Here is a 22,440-nt window from a genome sequence, read left to right on the forward strand (position 1 = left end):
TGATAGTCACCTCCACGAATAATACTATAACTGATGCTATACATTGATATAATCACATTTAAGGCAACAATCTAAAGGATTTTTGTTGGTATGGTTTAACAGTTAAACCCTATCTTTGTAAAGAAAAAAAGAGTGATATGTCTAAAGTCAATATAGGAACTGTACAAATGAGTTGCGTAGCGGATAAAGCCGTTAATTTGCAAAGAGCATTGGAAAAAATTAAAGAAGCAGCTGAAAAGGGTGCACAAATTGTTTGTTTACAAGAATTATTTACCTCTCTTTATTTCTGCGATGAAGAAAATTACGACAATTTCGCTCTGGCTGAGTCGATACCCGGCCCCTCAACGGACGCGCTAAGCAAAATTGCAGCAGAACATAACATTGTAATAATCGCCTCTTTGTTTGAGAAAAGAACACAAGGTCTTTATCATAACACTACAGCCGTGATTGATGCAGATGGCAGCTATTTAGGAAAATATCGAAAAATGCATATTCCTGACGACCCGGGCTTCTATGAAAAATTCTATTTCACACCCGGAGATTTAGGTTATAAAGTTTTTAAAACAAGATTTGCAACAGTAGGTGTTTTAATCTGTTGGGATCAATGGTACCCGGAAGCAGCAAGAATTACGGCACTAATGGGAGCAGAGGTTTTGTTTTATCCTACAGCCATAGGTTGGGCTATAACACAGGATGCAGGCACGAACACTGAACAGTATAATGCTTGGCAAACCATCCAGCGATCTCACGCTGTAGCTAACGGCATACCCGTAGTATCCATCAACCGCGTAGGCGAAGAAGCGGGCGTTCGGTTCTGGGGCGGTTCATTTATTTCAAATGGCTTCGGTTCCTTGCTCTACCAGGCACCTCACGATGAGGAAGAAACACAGGTTACCCAGATAGATCTCAATCAATCTGATTATTACCGCTCGCATTGGCCTTTTTTGCGTGACAGACGAATTGACAGCTATAACTTAATAACGAAACGATTTATTGACGAGGATTAATTATTAATCAAATAAAAAGTCAAATATTATATACAGAGATGATTGTTCCAAAAGATAAAGGATTTTTTTTCCCGGCAGAATGGTACAAACACCGAGCCACCTGGTTAAGTTGGCCACATAAAGAAGCTAGCTGGCCAGGCAAATTAAATGACGTTTACAAGCCCTACAGTCAATTTATAAAAACGGTAGCTCAAGGAGAGAAGGTTTGCATTAATATTTCAAATGATCGGTTACAACATGAAGCTATTAGTCATTTAATCGAGGCGGGAGCAGACATGAACAATATTGTTTTTTACAATCATCCAACAAATGATGCGTGGTGCAGAGATCATGGACCGGCCTTTCTCATCAATCCGGCTGGTATGCAAAATAAAGCTATTGTAGATTGGGGGTACAATGCATGGGGGGACAAATATCCACCTTATGATTTAGATGATGTAATTCCAACGTTAATAGGAGAGGCACTTGGTTTGCCCGTCTACTATCCAAATATTGTAATGGAAGGTGGTTCTGTCGATTTTAATGGAGCAGGTTCTGTATTAACTACAACTTCCTGTTTACTTAATCCCAACCGCAATCCCAAATTAAACCAACATCAGATAGAAGAATATCTGTGTAATTATTACGGTGTCGAGCAGGTGCTTTGGCTTGGAGACGGTATTGTAGGGGACGATACTGATGGACATGTTGATGATATTACACGTTTTGTAAATCAAGATACAGTAGTAACCGTTATTGAAGAAAATAAAACCGATGAAAATTACGCTCCTCTCCAGGATAATTTAACACTGCTGAAAGAAATGCGTCTAATTGATGGAAAACAGCTCAACATAATTGAGCTCCCCATGCCATCGCCGTTGATATACGAAGACCAGCGTTTACCGGCGTCATATGCAAATTTCTACATATGTAATGCTGCAGTAATTGTTCCAACATATCGGGACAAAAATGATCAAAAAGCATTAGACATTATATCATTGTGTTTCCCTTCCCGAAAGGTTATTGGCATAGATAGCACGGATATTATCTGGGGGTTAGGCAGTTGGCACTGTTTAAGCCAGCAAGAACCAGCCATTTGAGGACCGCATGCGACTTCATAGATAAAGTGTAAACAGTTAAACACAATAAATATTTAATTATTTGTACTGTCGTATTCTAAAAATACCTAAATTGCTTATCTATAAAACGAAACAAATGAAACGTCGCAACTTTTTGAAAAAATCATCTAACGCAGCAACGATTCTTGGAATATCCACCATCATTCCACAGGCCTGCAGCAATCCTGTAAAAGAAGTTAGTGATCGCACTAATGAATCTCAGATTACTCACTACGTTTTATTCTGGTTAAAAGATGATTTATCTGAGGAACAGATAAATGGTTTCTCGGGATTCTTTGAAGAACTTAGAAAAGTACCCAACGTTAAGTCGCTACATTATGGAAAATCTGTAAACAGTACAGCACGCGATGTTGTAGACAATACTTTTACATATAATCTACTTGTGTATTTCGATTCTTTGGAAGATCTAGAGACGTACGGTACACATCCTATTCACCTTAACGCTATAGATCAATATAGTAAATATTGGGGAAAAGTTGTCGTGCATGATTCTGAGCTAAAGTAGCAGTCTTTTTTTGTGCAATATTATTTTTTTCCCTATCTTTGTCCCTCGTGAAAATTGGAGTAAGCGATCTCATATCCCCATGTAGTTATAATACCGAATCGTTTTCGGGACACCCAATATTTTTTATTCTTTTAGATAATTATTCGGCCTTTCAAGGCCGTTCTTTTTATATAAGGAACTGCAACAACTTAGACGACAGAAAACATAAAATCAGCATATAGAAAATGAGTAATTACACCAAACTGCCTGCAATTTTACTTCTTGAAGATGGCACAGTTTATCACGGTAAAGCTGCCGGTAAAATAGGCACCACTACCGGAGAAATTTGTTTTAACACTGGGATGACAGGTTATCAGGAAATATTCACCGACCCATCTTATTTCGGGCAAATCATGGTGACAACCAACGCCCACATCGGTAACTATGGCACTTCCGATGAAGAAATAGAATCTAATAATATACAGATTGCAGGTCTTGTTTGTAAAAATTACAGCATTCCTTTTAGCCGTAAGCAGGCCAAGACTTCTATTCAGACCTATTTTCAAGACGGCAATTTAGTTGGTATTTCAGATATCGATACTCGATCACTCGTACGGCATATTCGAAATAAAGGAGCGATGAACGCAATCATTTCTTCTGAAACATTAGATGTTGAAGAATTAACAACTAGACTGCGTTCAGTCCCGTCAATGGAGGGGTTGGAATTATCCTCTAAAGTCACTACACAGCAGCCCTACTACTTTGGAAATGAAAATGCCCGTTATAGAGTCGCTGTATTAGACCTTGGCGTTAAAAAAAATATATTACGTAACTTCTCAGATCGCGACGTGTATGTAAAAGTTTTTCCGGCAAAAACAAGCTTTGAAGATATGGAACATTGGACGCCTGATGGATATTTCATATCTAATGGTCCCGGCGACCCCGCATCTATGCCTTATGCGCTCGACACGGTAAAGAAAATATTAGCTGCAGATAAACCTTTGTTTGGAATTTGTTTGGGGCATCAATTGCTAGCTTTAGCTAATGGCATTAGAACCGAGAAAATGTTTAATGGACATAGAGGAATCAACCATCCGGTAAAAAATATTATAGTTGATAGTTGTGAAATAACTAGTCAGAACCACGGGTTCGGTGTGGTAGCGCAAGATGTCGTAGAGTCAGAAAAGGTAGAAATTACCCATATTAATCTTAATGATAAGTCCATAGAAGGAATAAGAGTAAAAGGTAAAAAGGCATTTTCTGTTCAATATCACCCAGAATCATCTCCAGGACCACACGACTCGAGATATCTTTTTGATGATTTCACCGAGATGTTAGTTGCGTAATGGTGTAGCATAGTAAAGTAAATGTTATTTTGTTATTCGGCTGAAAAAGAATATATTTGAACATGCAACCGACTTCGTGTAAAAAACACACGAAGCTGGTTCAAACCCATATTAAAAACTATTCAAAACTATGAGTTTAATTATTGACGTACATGCGCGGCAGATACTTGATTCGCGCGGAAATCCAACAATCGAAGTAGATGTAACCACTGAAAACGGTTTTGTTGGCCGTGCCGCAGTACCTTCAGGAGCTTCTACCGGTTTGCATGAAGCAGTAGAATTACGCGATGGCGATAAATCTAAATATTTAGGTAAGGGCGTTTTAAAGGCTGTAGAAAATGTAAACACTAAAATAGCGAAGGCCTTGGAAGGCATTGACGTGTTCGAACAAAATGCGATAGACAAAATAATGATTGACCTCGATGGAACAGAAAATAAAGGAAACTTAGGGGCCAATGCCATTTTGGGTGTATCTTTAGCGGTTGCTAAAGCTGCTGCGCAGGAAAGTCGCCAACCATTGTATCGTTATATAGGTGGGGTTAATGCTAATACTTTACCTATTCCAATGATGAACATCATTAATGGCGGATCCCACTCTGATGCACCAATCGCATTTCAAGAGTTTATGATTATGCCCGTTGGTGCTCCATCTTTCTCGGAGGCGCTTCGTTGGGGGGCGGAAGTGTTTCACAACTTGAAATCAATCTTACACGACAGAAATTTATCAACAGCCGTTGGTGACGAAGGAGGATTCGCTCCGGCTTTTGATGGCACAGAAGACGCCATTGAAACGGTCTTAAAAGCAATAGAAAAAGCAGGCTATAAGCCAGGAAATGAAATATGCTTAGCATTAGATTGTGCATCCTCAGAGTTTTATAAGGACGGTAAATACGACTATAGTAAATTCGAAGGAGATAAAGGAGCTGTTCGTTCCAGCGCTGAACAAGCTGAATATCTTACCGAGTTAACCAAAAAATATCCTATCATATCTATTGAAGATGGAATGGCTGAAGATGACTGGGAAGGTTGGAAGTTGTTAACTGATAAAATTGGAGAAACCGTTCAATTAGTTGGGGACGACCTATTTGTTACAAACGTAAAGCGTTTGCAAAAAGGCATTGACGATGATACGGCGAACTCTATTTTAGTAAAGGTAAATCAAATTGGATCATTGACCGAAACTATTGATGCTGTTTCTTTGGCACAAACTAACGGGTACACATCTGTAATGTCTCACCGTTCAGGTGAAACTGAGGATAACACGATTGCAGATTTAGCTGTTGCTCTTAATTGTGGCCAAATTAAGACCGGATCTGCATCTAGATCCGACAGAATGGCAAAGTACAATCAACTTCTCCGTATTGAAGAAGAATTAGGAACAAATGCTAAATTTTTAGGTAAGACCTTCAAGTTTGCCAAATAAAAGCACGTTTCCTAAAAATATAAATATCCTGCGAAAAGATTGTATTTCGCAGGATATTTTGTTTACAGAGAAATTTATTTTAGGTTTGTAGTTATATATTGCGTTTTTTAAGACGAACATGAAAAATTTATTAAATTTTGCCAAAAACAAATATATTATTGCTACTATTGCTTTTCTTGTCTGGATGCTTTTCTTTGACAGAAACGACATCGCCTCTCAGTATAAATATCAATCGCAGCTGAAAAATTTAAAAGAGGAAAAGGCGTTTTATATTAAGGAAACGGCTGCCATTAGAACAGATCTTGAAGAACTAACTACAAATTTTTCCCAACTACAAAAATTTGCTCGCGAAAAATATTTCATGAAAAAAGATAATGAAGATATTTTTATTATTGTTGATAGCAAACAGTAAACACCTATAGTTCCGAAAAAATAATCTCAGAGACGATCACATCTACTGTTTGCAATTGTGTTAGCAGTTACAACATGCCTCCACACACAGACAATACCTGTCCGTTAATATAAGAGGATAGATCAGAGGCTAAAAATAAACATGCGTTGGCAACATCTTCCGTTTCTCCTGCTCTTTTTAACGGAATGTTAGCTTCCCAACCCGAGACTACTTTAGGATCCAATATTTCAGTCATCTCCGTGCGTATGAATCCGGGAGCAATAACGTTTGTGCGAATATTCCTAGAACCTAGTTCTTTTGCAACAGACTTCGAAAATCCAATGATCCCAGCTTTAGAGGCAGCATAGTTAGCCTGCCCAGCATTTCCTTGTACTCCTACAACTGAACTCATATTAATAATAGACCCTTTCTTTGCTTTCATCATAACTTTGGAAGCAGCTTTTGTCACATTAAATATTGATTTAAGGTTAATGTTGATCACATCATCCCAATTTTGTTCCGTCATCCGCATCAAAAGTCCATCTTTTGTTATACCCGCATTATTTACTACGATATCTAAGCCTCCAAAATCCTCAACGATCCGATTAATTAACTGCTCCGCCTCGTCAAATTTTGAAGCGTCAGAACGATATCCTTTCACTTTTGTTCCAAAAGACTGAAGTGCTTGCTCCAACTGCTGCCCTTTTTCTACCGAAGCCAGGTATGTAAAGGCTACATTCGCTCCCTGCTCAACAAATTTCTCTGCTATTTTCTTTCCTATACCCTTAGAGGCACCCGTTATGAGTGCAGTTTTTCCCTCTAGTAATTTCATGTTATTTGAATAATATTTTAAGGCTTAAAAATAACACATTCTTTAGAACTTTAAAATTAAATACGTCGATACTAACTTATTTACTAATTGATCTCTTATTGAAAAAGTCTGGCTATTATTCAACCCTTCTTTTAAAAAAAATTTATGTTGCTTTCTACTCAAAAGAAAAAGAGTTTCGAATTCTTAGCAGGCGTAAAAATTAAAGGTTATGAATGAGGAACCATCCATCGATTCTCTCTTGAGTATTGCCGATAAATGAACGCTAAATTTCTTTCACTGGAAACATCATTTATACCATTCATTTGCGCATAATTTACCATACCTAATCGAGAAAGCACCCATATCCCACTTTATAAACTTTCCAAACTATCTTTAAACACTAATCTAGAACAGGAATTGGGTTTTTGTGTTCATCTATTGCTACAAATGTAAAAGTGCCTCGTATAGCCAACTCCCGATCCTCTTCATACATTTGTTCAACAAATATAAGTACTTCAACTTTCAAACTTGTACGGCCAACTTTCAGAACTTTACCAACAAGTTCTACAATAGTCCCTGCCGGAATAGGCTTAGTAAAATCAATACGATCGGAGGAAACAGTTACTAGTCGTTTTCTACAAAAGCGAGTACCGGCGATAAAGGCCACTTCATCCATTAATGCCATCGCTGTTCCTCCGTAGAGTGTATCGTAATGGTTAGTTGTATTAGGGAAAACTGCTTTAAAAATGCTAGTAGTAGATAACGCTATCCGCTCTTCAATAGTCATATATTTTTATAGTTTATGCGCTAGTTTATATTCTTCTTTTAACTCCTCGAGACAACTACAGCATAAACAATTATCGTGCTGTTCACTAATGTACTGCATCTCATTGATAGTAAGCGGCACAGTGCTACAGGAGCATTTATTATATGCATTAGCCCTACACTCGAGTTGTGCGCCACAACGCTCGCAGGTAATAACCTCATGTTTTACATAGTGCATAAAGCGTTCTAGCTTTAATATTCTGTAATATATCTTTGTAAAAGAATGGCGAAAATACAAAAAAGCCAGTAGTTTATGTTACTACTGGCTATTAAAATAGTTTAATGACGCCAATAATGATCTCCTACGAACCACAAGATATGCAACCTTCTTCCATAGTACATACCTCACCAGTTGGAATATCATCGGCTACAGATTTAATTTTAGCAGGAATAACAGGTTCCATATTCTTACCAGCCTGATTCTCCACCGTAAATTTGACTGCCTGAGTTGCTGCTTGTGTACGTAAATAATACATACCTGTTTTAAGCCCCTTCCTCCAGGCATAAAAATGCATAGACGTAAGCTTCGCTGTATTAGGTGCATTCACAAATAAATTGAGCGATTGCGACTGGCAAATATAAGCCCCTCTGTCGGCGGCCATATCAATAATATTACGCATTTTAATTTCCCAAACAGTCTTATATAGCGCTTTAATATCTGCCGGAACTTCTTGTATATCTTGGATAGAACCATTTGCAGCTATAATTCTGTTCTTCATATCATTATTCCATAAACCAAGTTCAACAAGATCGCGTAATAAATGCTTGTTAACAATAACAAATTCTCCGCTAAGCACCCTTCTTGTGTAAATATTAGACGTATATGGCTCAAAACATTCGTTATTGCCCAGGATTTGCGATGTAGAAGCAGTAGGCATAGGTGCGACTAATAAAGAATTACGAACACCATGCTTTTTGATGTCTTTCCGCAAAGCTTCCCAATCCCATCGACCGCTATCCGGCTTAACGTTCCAAAGATCAAACTGGAATTTACCTTCCGATAAAGGCGATCCTTTGAAACTCTCATAATAGCCCTCTTGAACTGCCAAGTCTTTCGATGCAGTCATGGCGGCAAAATAAATGGTTTCAAAAATTTCCTTATTTAATTGCTTCGCTTCATCACTCTCAAACGGCATACGCATGAGAATAAAAGTATCTGCTAATCCCTGTACACCTAAACCTACAGGTCGGTGGCGAAGGTTTGAATTCTTCGCTTCGTCCACTGGATAATAGTTATTATCAATAATACGATTAAGATTAATGGTTACTTGATAAGTAATATCGTATAATTTTTTATGATCAAATTCACCATTTTCTACATATCGAGGCAACGCTAAAGAAGCGAGATTACATACTGCTACTTCATCAGGAGAAGTATACTCAATGATTTCAGTACATAGGTTCGAACTCTTAATCGTTCCCAAGTTCTGTTGATTAGACTTACCATTCGCCGCGTCTTTGTACAACAGATAGGGAGTACCCGTTTCAATCTGCGCATCTAAAATGGCAAACCATAAATCTTGAGCCTTAACTATTTTCCTAGCCCTTCCTTCGTTTTCGTATTGTTCGTATAACTTTTCAAAAACTTCTCCATGACACTCAGCTAGGCCCGGCGCTTCGTCAGGAGAAAACAGACTCCAATCGGCATTCGCTTCTACCCTCTTCATGAATAAGTCGGACACCCACAATGCCAGGAATAAGTCCCGTGCTCGTAACTCTTCTTTTCCATGATTCTTTCGCAGATCAATAAAATCATATACATCGGCATGCCAGGGTTCTAAATAAACCGCAAAAGCCCCTTTGCGCTTTCCCCCTCCCTGATCAACATAACGCGCCGTGTCATTAAACACCCTTAACATCGGGATAATACCATTACTCGTACCATTTGTGCCGCTGATATAGGCTCCTGTCGCCCGTACATTGTGTATACTAAGCCCTATTCCTCCAGCACTTTGGGAAATTTTTGCCGTTTGCTTCAAGGTGTCGTAAATGCCTTCAATGCTGTCATCCTTCATAGTGAGTAGAAAGCAAGACGACATCTGGGGTTTTGGCGTACCGGCATTAAATAACGTAGGGGTTGCATGTGTAAACCAACGTTCGCTAAGCAAATCGTAAGTTTTTATAACACTGTCGATATCGTGCTTATGAATCCCAACCGCTACGCGCATAAATAAATGCTGTGGACGCTCAGCGATTTTACCATTAAGCTTCAGCAGATATGATTTTTCAAGTGTTTTGAAACCAAAGTAATCAAAACTGAAATCCCGGTCGTATATAATTTGGCTATCCAATAGCTCTGCATTTGCTTGGATGACCTCATATACATCATCTGCTACCAATGGAGCAGGCTTAGCTGTTTTAGGGTCGATATAGTTATACAATAAAGTCATTGTTTCAGAAAAAGACTTAACTGTATTTTTATGCAAATTTGAAACCGCAATACGAGAAGCTAACAAAGCATAATCTGGATGTTTGGTTGTAAGTGATGCTGCTGTTTCCGCCGCAAGGTTATCCAACTCTGATGTGGTTACACCATCGTATAATCCTTCTATTACTTTTCGGGCAACATCTATTGCATCTACAAGATCCGGATTTAAACCGTAACACAACTTTTCTATACGAGCCGTTATTTTATCAAATTTTACGGACTCTGAACGTCCATCACGTTTAATTACGAACATATGCTAATATTTTAAAATTAATACCCTTCCTATTTTATCATTACTTCCCAGAGAACACTTGTATATCGAAGTTAAAAATCCTCGTCTAAAGAAAAACTCGCTTTGCCCTTTTCTCCGGTAACGCCACTTTTCTGGTAATCGCCCACCCGTTTTTCAAAAAAATTGGTCTTTCCTTGAAGAGAAATCAGTTCCATAAAGTCGAATGGGTTAGCCGCGTGATAATATTTATCATTCCCCAGTTCCGCTAACCACCGATCAGCTACAAATTCAATATACTGTTTCATGAGATCGGCGTTCATTCCGATCAGTTTTACCGGCAATGCCTCAGTAATAAACTCTTTTTCTATTTCAACAGCATCTACAATAATTTCTTGTACTCTTTCTTTCGATAATTTACTATCCAACATGCTATATAGTAAGCACGCAAATTCGCAATGCAAGCCTTCATCCCTTGATATCAATTCATTGCTAAATGTCAACCCAGGCATTAAACCTCTTTTTTTAAGCCAAAAAATAGAGCAAAAACTACCTGAAAAGAAAATACCTTCAACGGCGGCAAAAGCGACTAAACGTTCGGCAAACGTTCCATTTTCAATCCAACGAAGAGCCCATTCTGCCTTCTTTTTAACACAAGGTACCGTTTCAATTGCGTGGAAAAGTCTATCCTTTTCTACTGGATCTTTTATATAAGTATCTATAAGCAAAGCATATGTCTCAGAGTGAATATTTTCCATTGCAATCTGAAACCCATAAAAGCTCCTAGCTTCTGGTAATTGAACTTCACTCATGAAATTAATAGCTAAATTTTCATTTACAATACCATCGCTGGCGGCAAAAAAAGCCAACACATGAGAAATAAAATGTCGCTCGCCATCGTTTAAACTCGCCCAGTCTTTTAGATCCCCTGACAGATCTATCTCTTCCGCCGTCCAGAAACTTGCCTCATGCTTTTTGTACATTTCCCAAATAGCAGGATAGTTTATGGGAAGGATAACAAATCGGTCTTTATTCTCTCTTAACAATACTTCGTTTTCTTCACTCATGATTATTCATTTTTATGTACTGACACTAAAAGTAGACAAATATCTCAAGGGCTGATTCTGACACTTAATTTTCCGAATACTGCTTATATTACAATTAAAAAAATGATTGCTACTCACTTAACCTGAACTTAGGTTACACTTGGATCAAAAAGATCTTTACTTTAGACTATTGCGGAACGGCTAAAAAAAACAAATGTAACAAACACCTTATATGGAGTATTTTTCGAAAAAATTTAACAAGCAAGTAAGTGCATCAAAGAACTTTCCTGTATGTCTAACAAATATAAGTGTTCGAATCTTCACCCCTAAACGAAGTTTTGCACATACTGTGAGTTATTAACAAAACCATTTAGATGCAACGACTACCAACCGATGTAAATATCTTCAAGCACTTGGCTGCCAAAAGACATTAGACGTCTATCTGGAGTCCGATTTTTTTGAGTAAGATAGAAGCATTAAATATATTACAGGCTCCTTCTTTTAATTTATAATCAAAAAGCATTTCTCCGTCAACAACCTGTATATCAAAATGAAAGTTTTTCAAATATCCGTTATGGGCTTCCTCTAATGCCGCAAGTTGCAGATCATGGGTAGCCACCATGCCCACCGCTCCGCGCTGTATAAGTGTTTCGATCACTGCTTTTGAGCCTAAATACTTATCTACGGAGTTTGTACCTCTCAACATCTCATCTATTAAAAAGAAGGTATGCACTTCTCTTGCCGTCACTTTAAGAACCATTTCCAACCGGTTTAGTTCTGCCTTAAAAGTTGAAGTACTCTCCTTTAACGAATCTTTTATCCGCATATAGGTAATTACATGCATTACAGTCAGCTCACAAAACTCAGCGTAAACCGGTCCTCCACAAAACGCTAGGACCATATTGATTCCCACCGTTCGCAGGAAAGTACTTTTACCCGCCATGTTCGACCCGGTAATTAAAGCAATTCTGTGACCGCCTGGATTATAATCATTGGTCACAACCGACGACGACGAAATTAATGGATGCCCCATCCCCTTTAGCACTAAGTGTTGTTTCTCACCCGTAAGGATAACTGGCCAAGTCCAACGCTCGTGATTGACATATAAAACCGCCAAGCTCATCAAAGCTTCTAGCTGGGCCACATCATCAAAAGCAGAAATTACTTTGCTACCATGATTTAGTCTCCATACATTGATCGCATCAACCTGTTTAAAATCCCATAAGAACAAGCCATTTAATACCGTTCCTATCATCACATTCAAACGTGCGTCGAGCCGATTAATGATATTCCCTAACTCAGCAATCGATTCGGAAAACTTCGGCTCATGCACAGTTCCATTTTTTGCCAACCTCATTTCTTTAATCAGCATACTTTCCCACTGCCGGTCTTCTACGCATTGAAAAGCTCGTCCAAATTTCTGCAACACGCTGCCAGTTTTCCCTATACCTCCTGCAATCAGACTTACTTTGGAGGCAAATCCCATTGCTAAAAGGATATTTATAATTATTAATGTTATAACAACCTGAGCCATCAAGCTCACGAAAAATGACGCGGCTATACATAGCCCGATTAAGTAAGGACAATAGCTAACGTAACCCTTGAGCCAACGATTGCCGATATTATAAATCGGCTTATGGAGATAATTGGCAAGAATGCTTTTATAGTCCTGTCCTTTCTTAAGATTAAAGAGTAATCTTGCCTGAAAATGCTGGCACCATTCAATATCATTTGCCAGCTCCTTTATCGCCTCCTGCCTTTTCTTTATCACTTCTACCGTTGCGGCCGTGGAAAGCCATGAAGCCAATGTAGACTCTCCCAAAGGTGTCGCACTTCTGTTTATTTTGTGGTAAAGCGATTGGTTACCAAAAATATCCAAATCACCGCTATATGGGTGTTGATCCTGTTCAAACTTTACACCCATATCGTATAAGCCCTTCTTATTAGCTATCAAGTCCAATTCATTTTGAACAACGGCGTTGTCATCCAACAGATCTTCACGACTTTTTGTTAATTTGCTTTGCCTGGCAACTAGTAAAAAAAACATCAATAACACCAGCAAAATCACGACTAATGTCCACCATACATTTTCATATTGAACAATTTGGAATAGAGCACCCCCCCCCACCACAATCAATACTAATCGGCCGATGGAATATCGGTTAATTACATTTTCAAGGTGTTTTATCTGCTGTTTGGTTTCCTGTATCTTCTCCTGATAACGGGTAATTATAGATTGTTGCATAAGTATCCGAAGTTAGTGCTAAACCTTTACTTATAAAAGCATTAATGCACAAAAAATCCCAAACGATAAAAACGTTTGGGATTTTCGACTGCGTTTTAATAGCAGTGACGATTTGCAATAAATCGTTTTAAATCTAAAATTTATAAGTAAACCCGGCTCCAAAAATCTGTTTAAGTTGCAAGCCTGGTCCCTCTCTTCCATCATCCTTTACCAGTTCGGTATTATCGTCGTAAATCATCTGCACACCAGCATTGACCGAGATGAAACGATTTACTTTCATGAAAACATTCAGGGTATAATCCACATCTACATTCTGGGGATCTTCCAAATAGTTGGAATACAAACGGAGAATATTTTCTATGCCTACATTTTCCATAATATCTGCTCGGTAATAGGCATCAAAAGAAGCACCAAATTCAAAACGGGTTTTCTTTCCCGGATCAACTCCGAATGCACCTCGATTAGATAAAGAATCGTCTAACACAAATACAAACCTAGGCGCGGCAGGAGAAAGATTAAAACGGAAATTATCAGATTCCTTATAAGCAAAACCAGGTCCGAAACTCAGGTAGGCCGGCGCAAATGCTGTAGAGATCTTCTGTCTAGGATTGTCTCCATCGTAGTTGAACCCATCAGTAAATTGTGTGTTAAAGTTCATGAAAAAAGTGTACAACCATTTAGGTGCAGCCTGATAGCCCAATAAGCTATTTAATATTATCCTATCATCATTTTTACGCCACCCTGTTTCCTCTTGTCTAGTTAGTCCAAACCCAGCGATAACTTTGTTATCCCAACTCCATTTTTCTTTTTTGTAATTAAAATCGTAATTCAACAGTATATTACCTGAAAGTGCATTAACCCCTCCAGCTGCCCAGTTAGTAAACGAACTTTGATTAATTAGAAAAGTATTTTCACCATGTATCTTCCAGGTAGAATCAGCAGCTTCATCTCGACCATGCATGCTCCAAATAGAATCAGCAGTTTCGTCCTGTGCTTTAACAAAAAAACCTAAGCAAAGCACAAAAAAATTAATAAGTAGAATCTTTTTCATAAGAATAAATGCATTTTTTGAATAGCTGTCAAAATTCAGTTATCACGCTATTCGGTTAAACTTTTGTTAACACCCGATATCCACATCTTTTTAGTGAAATAGCAGGTCAACTTGCCAATAAAATTTCCGCAAAGTTAAAAATATAAACGTAATTATAGTTTTAATAGTATATTTGTTTCAGCTTTTTTTGGTAAATGGGATTCATTGATTAAATAAAGCCTATCATTCAACATTCAGTCGCAATTTCTATTTCTTTTCGAAATGCTAGATAGATCACGCTAACGGAAATACTGCCTTGACAATGGTTTTATAACACCAATACGATATTGGCAACTAAACGAACCCAAAAAACAAACCAGACTCTCATGAAAATAACACTCCTTTGTGTAGGAAAAACAGACGAAGCCTATCTCAGTACTGGTATAGAAAAATATGTTAAAAGACTCAAACACTACATTAACTTCCATTTTGCTATTATCCCTGATGTAAAAAACACGAAAGGCCTAACAAAAGACCAACAGAAACTTAAAGAGGCAAAAATGATTGTCAAACACATTCAGCCGACGGATACGCTTATCCTTCTAGATGAACAAGGGAAAAGTTTCCGTTCAACAGAATTTGCTCAGTTTCTTGACAAAAAAATGATAAATAGCACTCAAAATTTAGTTTTTGTTATAGGAGGGCCTTATGGTTTTGACACATTATTAAATCAGTACACTACACAGAAGCTTTCCCTCTCGAAAATGACTTTTTCCCATCAAATGGTTCGGCTATTTTTTATTGAGCAGCTATATAGAGCCCTGAGTATTCTAAAAGGCGAACCTTATCATCATGAATAATAGCTATCCCTTTTATGGAATTTCAATAAAATTGCATCAAACAAATAGACGTGTTAACTCTTTTTTTATAAGAAAGCTTTTTTTAACTTAGGAGAACAAGGATGAAATTACCAAGCACAAGAAAGTACCGCTTCAAGGGAGCAAATACCAGTAAAGAAAGTCAAAATTTATGGCTTATGATTGTTATTGGCATAATATTCGTCGCGATTATAATCTTTTTTTTATGAAGAACGCTTAGCCTAACTTTGGTTAAGCGCCTTCAAAACAAGCATACCCGGCGATTTTCCCAAGTACCGATAAAACTTAGGTTTCTTTTGTTTCTTCGCCAATAGGTGTAGGAGCGGCCTCTTCAAATAAAGGAAATCCTTTTAAAATTCCGTACCAACTGATAATTTTTTTAATATCAGAGGTATAAACGCGTTCTTCATCATGCGCTGGTGCTACTTCTCTAAAAAACGCTCGCAGCCTTTCTCCCTTATCCTTTTTAACGTCTGGCAGGGATGAAACTGCCTTCATTTTTTCTAGTATATCCAAAAGCCTAATATCACCATCGTCACCAAAAATCGTAATATCTTCCAACGAGGCCATTTTAGCGGTCGATATATTGACAACAGTCTTTATTTTCTTTTCATCAAGGCTTTCTAAAATAAATCCCGATTTATTTTGTCCAACCAATTTAAACAATCCCGGTTTTCCTGTAACGGACACTATTCCTCTTAAATTCATTGACGCTCTACTATAATGGATGTTAATTATTCTTCTACAATCTCTATACTCAGAATCTTATCGCCCTGCTTGATGTTGTCAATTACTTCTAGGTTTTCAACAACTTTGCCGAAGCAGGTATGATGTCGGTCAAGGTGGGCAGTATTGTTACGGCTATGGCAAATAAAAAATTGTGATCCTCCTGTATTCCTGCCTCTATGAGCCATCGATAGCACGCCTCGGTCATGATACTGATTATCTCCATCTAATTCACAATCAATAGCGTAGCCAGGTCCACCAGCACCGGTACCCGTGGGATCTCCTCCCTGTATTACAAAATCAGGTATAACACGATGAAACACCGTACCATTGTAAAAACCCGATTTTGAAAGTTTTATAAAATTAGCGACGTGCCCAGGTGTATCCTTATCATAAAACTGCACGGTCATATCACCCTTTTCTGTTTTTATAACTGCTTTGCTCATAATCATTCAAATTAATCGGCAAAGGTAATCATTTGGTTTTTGTTTTAAAACGAAAAGTGATAATGCTACAGGCAACGCGTTTAACATGCGATTTGTGAAGCCCTTCCGTTTTGCTTGAATATGAATACTGCATGAGCTAGCTGCAATTGCATTGGGAGACATTATCGCATCATCTGCTAGGTACAGCAACGAGTTTTATTCACTTGTGCCGCTTTTAGAGGTGTTCATGAGCTTGCTTCGCTCGGTTTGCGTCTTTTTGCGGGAAAAAAGAAAAGGGGGCCCCTAGTCGTAAAATTTCCAGCTCAATCCAAACCTAAGGCTAGCTGGAGCCATTGGGTAGCGCCTCACCGTATAATAGCCTTTTGAGAAGAGCCCTTGATTGGCATAATCATAACGCAGAAAAAAATTTGTTCGTTTCAAAGTCGCTGTAACCCAAACATCTACTATCGGATAGGTCGAGAACTCAATAGGCTGAACGTCTGTTCCATCATAATATGGCAAATAAAACTGACCTATGTTAATTGCGTAAGACGGCGCCACAAAAGGCGTATTAAACCTCACATCGAAGCCTGCATTTAAGTTGATCACCTTTACCACGTTTGTGTTATAATAGAAACTATGCCAGGTATAGAGCTCCGGAGTTAATAAAACATTGTTAAAATCTGACTTTTGATAAACTACGTAGTTGTCAAAATGCCATTTCCCGAAAAACGTAAAATCTTTCCCTAATGTAAATTTAAGCACATTTATCGGACTTTCCAGCTGAGCGGCCTCGATCTGCCTAAAAAGGTTGGGGTCATAGTTTTCGTTATCGATCTCCTTAAAATAAGTGTAATTATTTACCAGAAAATATTCCGCTTTCGCTGAAAATCTAAATCGGGGGTTTTCGTAAGTTGCAGATAAATTAGTAGTTTTTATTTTACTTAACTCGTTATCCCACTTATGATACGTGTAGTTCACAGACTCATAGACATGCTCAGGTGTCTGGTTTTGAAAATAGCCAGCTAACACCAATCGTCCAACAGTATTGCTATACAGTACATTCGCTTGAGCACCATAGTGGAAATCACCAAAATTCCTACCAACAATAATTTGCTTTAAATCACCCAATATATCTACTCGATCACTAAACCTATAACGCAAACCTCCTTTTAAAGTGATGTTTTGAAAAGACATGTCAGTAGCCGTTTCACTATCATTTAATCCTAATGTATCCCGTCCCTGCTTGAAGAAAAAGAGGTCATGCTGTATGCCTACATCTAATTTAACTTCATTTTTTATTAAAGAGTTCGACTTTCCTCTCAAAGAGAAACTATAGGTGAAATCGTTGGAAATAGTCGTTAGAACACTAGAATCGCGAGTAAGAGAAGATTCACTAAATGGGAAAGCGCCATTAGCATCCTCTTCATTTTTATAAAATTTGAATTTTTGACGATTTAACTTTAAACTATGTGCTACCGCAATCGTTGGAAGTATCTGCTGCTCTTGGGTTCCTCTATTGAGTGTATCTAATCGACCAATAAACATGCTTTGTCTTAAAAAGAAAGAATGATCTGTCCAGGTATTGCGAGGTCGTTCTTCCCGTTGTTGGCGTAATCGAACTTGTTGAGCTTCTGGATTTGGATTTTCGGGCGGATTTATAAATAAATCATCCTGAACAACCGAACCATTTTCTGTCGCAATAAGCGTATTAAACACTAAATTAGAAACCAAATTATATCGGTTGTTTGGTGACTCATACCACGTATATACAGCTGGTTGTATGTCATTATACCGCTGATTTTGGTAAAAACCTCTAGCTAAGGAGGCATCAAAATTAGCTCCAAAACTCCAATTAGGTTTAATATTCTGGCCAATTTTTGCACTAAATACCTGATCACCGGTCACGAAATATAATTCAGAATAGGGCGCTCTGGCTCGATAATATCTAACTGAATCAGGTTTTAAAAGGTATCGTTCCATTGCTCTGAAACCAGTCCTAAACCCTATATCCGTAGAAGGATTGAATAACAAATCTCGCGTAGCCAACCCGTAGTTTCCATTATTAATACTCGGGTTACGGGGCTGATTCTGTGGATTATAGTATTGAAAACCTTTAAGCGTCGTATCAATAGGCACTGTAAATGTCCCCTGCTTTAGAAGGTCGAGTGTAGTATAACGGATATAAGATGCGTTATAGATAATAGAGTCCTGCTGCGCTTCTTCTGCCTGTCGTAAAGAATCCAAATCAGCTCCCCATTCTTCCTCCTCCTGTCCGAATGAGGAAGTACTAATAGCGCATAAAAATAAAAGCACCAAAAGGTTTCGCAACTGCTTGATCATTACGGCAAAGCTATTAATTCTTTTAGAATAACGGTCATCTTTGGTTCTGCGGCTCTGGCTACGGAAATAATGTCGGCTATTGCAACAGGTTCTAAATCTTCATGAAAACCTTCGTCTGTTACTACTGAAACCGCAAAAACCGACAGTCCCATATGATTAGCGACGATCACTTCCGGAACTGTACTCATTCCAACTACGTCTCCACCTATAATTCGCATATATTTATATTCTGCTCTAGTTTCTAAGTTCGGGCCAGGCGCCGAAACATAAACGCCACTGTGGGCAACAATGTTATGTTCTTGAGCAATTTTTACTGCCTGTTCGATCATTTTGCTATCGTATGGCCTACTCATATCCGGAAACCGTGGCCCCAATTCTTCATCGTTCGCTCCCCTTAGTGGATTATCTGGTAACAGGTTAATATGATCATCAATAAATAACAGGTCACCCTTTTTGACCGCAGGATTTAATGATCCTGAAGCATTTGACACAAACAGTTTCTCGATGCCTAAAAGCTTTAATACGCGAACGGGAAACGTAATTTCCTGCATGCTATACCCTTCATAATAATGTAACCTTCCCTGCATAGCTACAACTGGCTTCCCATTAAGTAAACCAAAAATTAATTTTCCCGAATGAAACTCCAGCGTTGAAACAGGAAAGTTCGGTATATGAGAATACATCAATTGATGCGCAACCTCTATATCACTAACCAATCCTCCCAAGCCGGTTCCTAAAATAATACCAACGGTAGGTTTAAACCCACCTATCTTTTGCTGAATAAAGTTTACTGTTTCAGTCAAAGTTCCGTACATACTTAATATGATATATTTATTTTATTCATTACCTATGTTGGCTATATAATTCATTACCGATTTATCAAACGACTCTTGACTATGAAAAGCTACCTCCACAGGGAGGTAATAAATAGGAATATTCGACAATAAGGTTATCAACTTAGGATCCAGCAATCTCATGGCATCTTTTTCAGTGGTAACTATAATCGTCTGTTCATCGCAATCAGCCGCCTTTCGAGTCACATACACAATATCTTTTTTTGTAAACCGATAGTGATCTGGATAGACATGAGTTTGTACAACTTCTCCTTTTGATTGTAAATACGCTATAAAAGGGGTTGGGTTAGCAATACCTGTAAGGACCGTCATTCGTGGTTTCAAATCGAGCAACTCCGTTGCGTTATTATCTAGCAAGCCTATAAGTTGCCCATATACCAAATACGAAAAATATATGGGCTTATACTTTTCTAATCTCAACATATTTATTGCGCTTTGCTTATCCTCTACTGTCAATTTTTCTGGACTTTTCGTTATTACAATAATATCAGCATTATTCCTCCTAGAAAAAAGATCCCTATAATTTCCTGCTGGCAATAACAACTTATGGTTATAAAGGCTAGGATAGTCAAACAATAAAATACTTATTCCCGGCTTCAAACTCCTGTGTTGATAAGCATCGTCTAACAATACAACCTGGTGATTCTTCAATAATTCTTTTACACCATCCACCCTGTTTTCGCAAACAGCTACCGTAAGCTGCGGGAATTTTCGCTTGAATTGTAATGGTTCATCTCCAACATTAGCTGCTAGACTTTCTATATCAACAAGAAAAAAACCCTTTGTACGCCTCCCGTAACCTCTACTTAATGTAGCTACATGATATTTTTTAGACAACAAACGGATGAGATATTCCGTCATTGGACTCTTACCTGCTCCCCCCACTATCAGGTTACCTATAACGATCACCTTCCCGTCAAAAAAAACGCTCTTAAAGCCCCCTTTATCATACAGATAATGCCTAATAGATAAGACAATTCCGTAGAGAAAAGACAAAGGTAAAAGCAAGAGTCGCAGTAATTTCATTCGAATTCTAGTCAAGGTAACAAAGGTACTAAACATACTGTTAAAATACCTGTTTCAATTGCACAGCTATCTATGTTTTGGTAACTTTGTTGCATATTTTTTAAAAACAAATTTTATACTATGTTAAAAGGATTTTTTAATGTCCCGACTCCCATAAACGAACCCGTTTATTCTTATGCTCCTGGAAGCAAAGAGCGCGCATTGTTACAACAAGCACTACAATCTGCCAGTGCACAGGAATTAGATATCCCAATGTACATCGGAGGAGAAGAGATCCGAACCGGCAATAAAGGTGAAATACACCCCCCCCACAATCATAAACATCTTCTAGCTTATTACCACAAAGGTGAAAAACAGCATGTTGAAGCAGCTATTAAGGCAGCTCTAGACGCTAAGAATAATTGGGAAAACCTCCCTTGGGAAGAGCGTGCAGCCATTTTTTTAAAAGCAGCGGATCTTATTGCCGGAAAATATAGATATAAATTAAATGCGGCCACAATGCTTGGACAATCAAAAAATGCATTCCAGGCAGAAATAGACTCGGCGTGTGAAATCGTTGATTTCTTACGATTCAATGTAAAATACATGACGGAGATATATGCGCAGCAACCTCCCGTTTCTCCAAGCGGCGTTTGGAACAGGTTGGAGCAACGGCCTTTAGAAGGATTTGTTTTTGCGCTTACACCCTTCAATTTTACCGCGATTGCCGGCAACTTACCAAGTTGCGTCGCGATGATGGGAAATGTGGTAGTTTGGAAACCGTCCAATACACAAATCTATTCTGCCAATGTATTAATGGAAATATTCCGCGAAGCAGGGTTACCTGACGGCGTAATTAATCTAATCTATGTTTCAGGCCCGGATGCCGGTGAAGTAATATTCAACCACCCCGATTTTGCAGGTATTCATTTCACAGGTTCAACTGCTGTATTCCAAGATATCTGGAAAACGATAGGTAATAACATTCATAAATATAAAAGCTATCCACGTATAGTGGGTGAAACTGGTGGTAAGGATTTTATATTGGTTCATCCCTCTGCAGATGTCAAGGTGGCCAACACAGCTATTGTACGAGGAGCCTTTGAATTCCAAGGCCAAAAATGTTCGGCGGCTTCACGCGTTTACATTCCAAAGTCATTATGGCAACAATTAAAGGAGATGATGACCGAAGATATCCAGTCTTTCAAAATTGGCCCTACAGAAGATTTTAGCAATTTCATTAATGCAGTAATAGACGAAAAATCATTTGACAAGTTAGCCAAGGCGATCGATCAAGCAAAAGCGGACGAGGATGCAGAGGTTATTATCGGCGGAAATTATGATAAAAGCAAAGGGTATTTTATACATCCAACTGTCATCTTAGCTAAAAAAGCTGATTATGTGACTATGACAGAAGAGTTATTTGGTCCTGTTCTAACCGTATATGTTTATGAGGATAACCAATGGGAGGAGACGTTAGAACTGGTAGATCGTACATCCATTTATGCATTAACAGGTGCTGTTATCGCTCAAGATAGGTATGCGATAGCACAAGCTACATCCTTTCTAAAAAATGCCGCTGGTAATTTTTATATAAACGACAAGTGTACAGGTGCAGTAGTGGGTCAGCAACCTTTCGGTGGGGCAAGAGGTTCAGGAACAAATGATAAAGCTGGTTCTATGATCAACTTACTGCGATGGGTATCTCCTCGCACCATCAAAGAAACATTTAATGCAGCGACTGACTATCGATACCCTTTTCTAGAACAGGAATAGAGAATCTATAATATACTTATGAACAAGGGGGCTGTTGCCCCCTTTGTTTG

General features: G+C 38.3%; 20 protein-coding genes. 8 read left to right on the plus strand and 12 right to left on the minus strand.

Annotation, left to right across the window (positions count from 1 at the left end):
* Positions 1-137: 137 nt before the first annotated feature.
* The 6 genes from H8S90_RS01690 to H8S90_RS01715 all read left to right on the plus strand — a co-directional run bounded on the left by H8S90_RS01690 (position 138) and on the right by H8S90_RS01715 (position 5,790).
* The gene (locus H8S90_RS01690; protein WP_187340902.1) at positions 138-1,007 is read left to right on the plus strand and encodes a carbon-nitrogen hydrolase; all 870 of its coding nucleotides are present in this window, start codon (positions 138-140) and stop codon (positions 1,005-1,007) included.
* Between the two features lie 38 nt (positions 1,008-1,045).
* Complete coding sequence (locus H8S90_RS01695) at positions 1,046-2,086, plus strand: agmatine/peptidylarginine deiminase (RefSeq protein ID WP_187340903.1); 1,041 nt, start codon at positions 1,046-1,048, stop codon at positions 2,084-2,086.
* Positions 2,087-2,201: 115 nt separating this feature from the next.
* A complete protein-coding gene (locus tag H8S90_RS01700) occupies positions 2,202-2,630 on the plus strand; it encodes a Dabb family protein (RefSeq protein ID WP_187340904.1) in 429 nt (142 codons plus the stop codon).
* A 224-nt stretch (positions 2,631-2,854) separates the two neighbouring features.
* Complete coding sequence (carA, locus tag H8S90_RS01705; protein WP_187340905.1) at positions 2,855-3,955, plus strand: glutamine-hydrolyzing carbamoyl-phosphate synthase small subunit; 1,101 nt, start codon at positions 2,855-2,857, stop codon at positions 3,953-3,955.
* Positions 3,956-4,085: 130 nt separating this feature from the next.
* Entirely contained in the window at positions 4,086-5,378 is a 1,293-nt protein-coding gene (gene eno / locus H8S90_RS01710) for a phosphopyruvate hydratase (RefSeq protein ID WP_187340906.1), read from the plus strand.
* Positions 5,379-5,496: 118 nt separating this feature from the next.
* Entirely contained in the window at positions 5,497-5,790 is a 294-nt protein-coding gene (locus tag H8S90_RS01715) for a septum formation initiator family protein (RefSeq protein WP_187340907.1), read from the plus strand.
* A 67-nt stretch (positions 5,791-5,857) separates the two neighbouring features.
* Here the strand turns inward: H8S90_RS01715 and fabG are convergent, their stop codons facing one another.
* The 7 genes from fabG to H8S90_RS01750 all read right to left on the minus strand — a co-directional run bounded on the left by fabG (position 5,858) and on the right by H8S90_RS01750 (position 14,404).
* A complete protein-coding gene (gene fabG, locus H8S90_RS01720; protein WP_187340908.1) occupies positions 5,858-6,601 on the minus strand; it encodes a 3-oxoacyl-[acyl-carrier-protein] reductase in 744 nt (247 codons plus the stop codon).
* A 379-nt stretch (positions 6,602-6,980) separates the two neighbouring features.
* Positions 6,981-7,367, minus strand: coding sequence for an acyl-CoA thioesterase (locus H8S90_RS01725; RefSeq protein ID WP_187340909.1), 387 nt, complete (start codon positions 7,365-7,367; stop codon positions 6,981-6,983).
* 6 nt (positions 7,368-7,373) lie between these two features.
* Positions 7,374-7,583 carry a cysteine-rich CWC family protein gene (locus H8S90_RS01730; protein ID WP_187340910.1) on the minus strand — a complete coding sequence of 70 codons (210 nt, stop codon included), beginning with the start codon at positions 7,581-7,583 and terminating at the stop codon, positions 7,374-7,376.
* 124 nt (positions 7,584-7,707) lie between these two features.
* The gene (locus tag H8S90_RS01735; protein ID WP_187340911.1) at positions 7,708-10,086 is read right to left on the minus strand and encodes a ribonucleoside-diphosphate reductase subunit alpha; all 2,379 of its coding nucleotides are present in this window, start codon (positions 10,084-10,086) and stop codon (positions 7,708-7,710) included.
* Between the two features lie 71 nt (positions 10,087-10,157).
* Positions 10,158-11,129, minus strand: coding sequence for a ribonucleoside-diphosphate reductase small subunit (locus H8S90_RS01740; RefSeq protein WP_187340912.1), 972 nt, complete (start codon positions 11,127-11,129; stop codon positions 10,158-10,160).
* Between the two features lie 409 nt (positions 11,130-11,538).
* A complete protein-coding gene (locus H8S90_RS01745) occupies positions 11,539-13,353 on the minus strand; it encodes a DNA mismatch repair protein MutS (protein ID WP_187340913.1) in 1,815 nt (604 codons plus the stop codon).
* Positions 13,354-13,486: 133 nt separating this feature from the next.
* Positions 13,487-14,404 carry a DUF3078 domain-containing protein gene (locus H8S90_RS01750; RefSeq protein ID WP_187340914.1) on the minus strand — a complete coding sequence of 306 codons (918 nt, stop codon included), beginning with the start codon at positions 14,402-14,404 and terminating at the stop codon, positions 13,487-13,489.
* A 365-nt stretch (positions 14,405-14,769) separates the two neighbouring features.
* Between H8S90_RS01750 and rlmH the strand changes: the two genes are divergently transcribed.
* Complete coding sequence (gene rlmH / locus H8S90_RS01755) at positions 14,770-15,243, plus strand: 23S rRNA (pseudouridine(1915)-N(3))-methyltransferase RlmH (protein ID WP_187340915.1); 474 nt, start codon at positions 14,770-14,772, stop codon at positions 15,241-15,243.
* Between the two features lie 303 nt (positions 15,244-15,546).
* On the opposite strand, the gene H8S90_RS01760 is transcribed toward rlmH, so the two are convergent.
* The 5 genes from H8S90_RS01760 to lpxK form a co-directional block, all read right to left on the minus strand.
* On the minus strand, positions 15,547-15,969 hold the full coding sequence (locus tag H8S90_RS01760; protein ID WP_187340916.1) for a DUF5606 domain-containing protein: 423 nt from the start codon (positions 15,967-15,969) through the stop codon (positions 15,547-15,549).
* Positions 15,970-15,995: 26 nt separating this feature from the next.
* The gene (locus tag H8S90_RS01765; protein ID WP_187340917.1) at positions 15,996-16,433 is read right to left on the minus strand and encodes a peptidylprolyl isomerase; all 438 of its coding nucleotides are present in this window, start codon (positions 16,431-16,433) and stop codon (positions 15,996-15,998) included.
* Between the two features lie 282 nt (positions 16,434-16,715).
* Positions 16,716-18,755: a putative porin gene (locus tag H8S90_RS01770; RefSeq protein WP_187340918.1), complete on the minus strand. Its 2,040-nt coding sequence runs from the start codon at positions 18,753-18,755 to the stop codon at positions 16,716-16,718.
* A complete protein-coding gene (locus H8S90_RS01775; RefSeq protein ID WP_187340919.1) occupies positions 18,755-19,570 on the minus strand; it encodes a purine-nucleoside phosphorylase in 816 nt (271 codons plus the stop codon). The genes H8S90_RS01770 and H8S90_RS01775 overlap by 1 nt, the downstream gene beginning before the upstream one ends.
* 21 nt (positions 19,571-19,591) lie before the next feature.
* Positions 19,592-20,635 carry a tetraacyldisaccharide 4'-kinase gene (gene lpxK, locus H8S90_RS01780; protein ID WP_187340920.1) on the minus strand — a complete coding sequence of 348 codons (1,044 nt, stop codon included), beginning with the start codon at positions 20,633-20,635 and terminating at the stop codon, positions 19,592-19,594.
* Positions 20,636-20,755: 120 nt separating this feature from the next.
* Here lpxK and pruA point away from each other — a divergent pair, with 120 nt between their 5' ends.
* Positions 20,756-22,390, plus strand: a complete 1,635-nt coding sequence (gene pruA, locus H8S90_RS01785; RefSeq protein WP_187340921.1) for an L-glutamate gamma-semialdehyde dehydrogenase — start codon at positions 20,756-20,758, stop codon at positions 22,388-22,390.
* Positions 22,391-22,440 lie beyond the last annotated feature (50 nt).

The sequence above is a fragment of the Olivibacter sp. SDN3 genome (assembly GCF_014334135.1).
Taxonomy (GTDB): Bacteria; Bacteroidota; Bacteroidia; order Sphingobacteriales; family Sphingobacteriaceae; genus Olivibacter.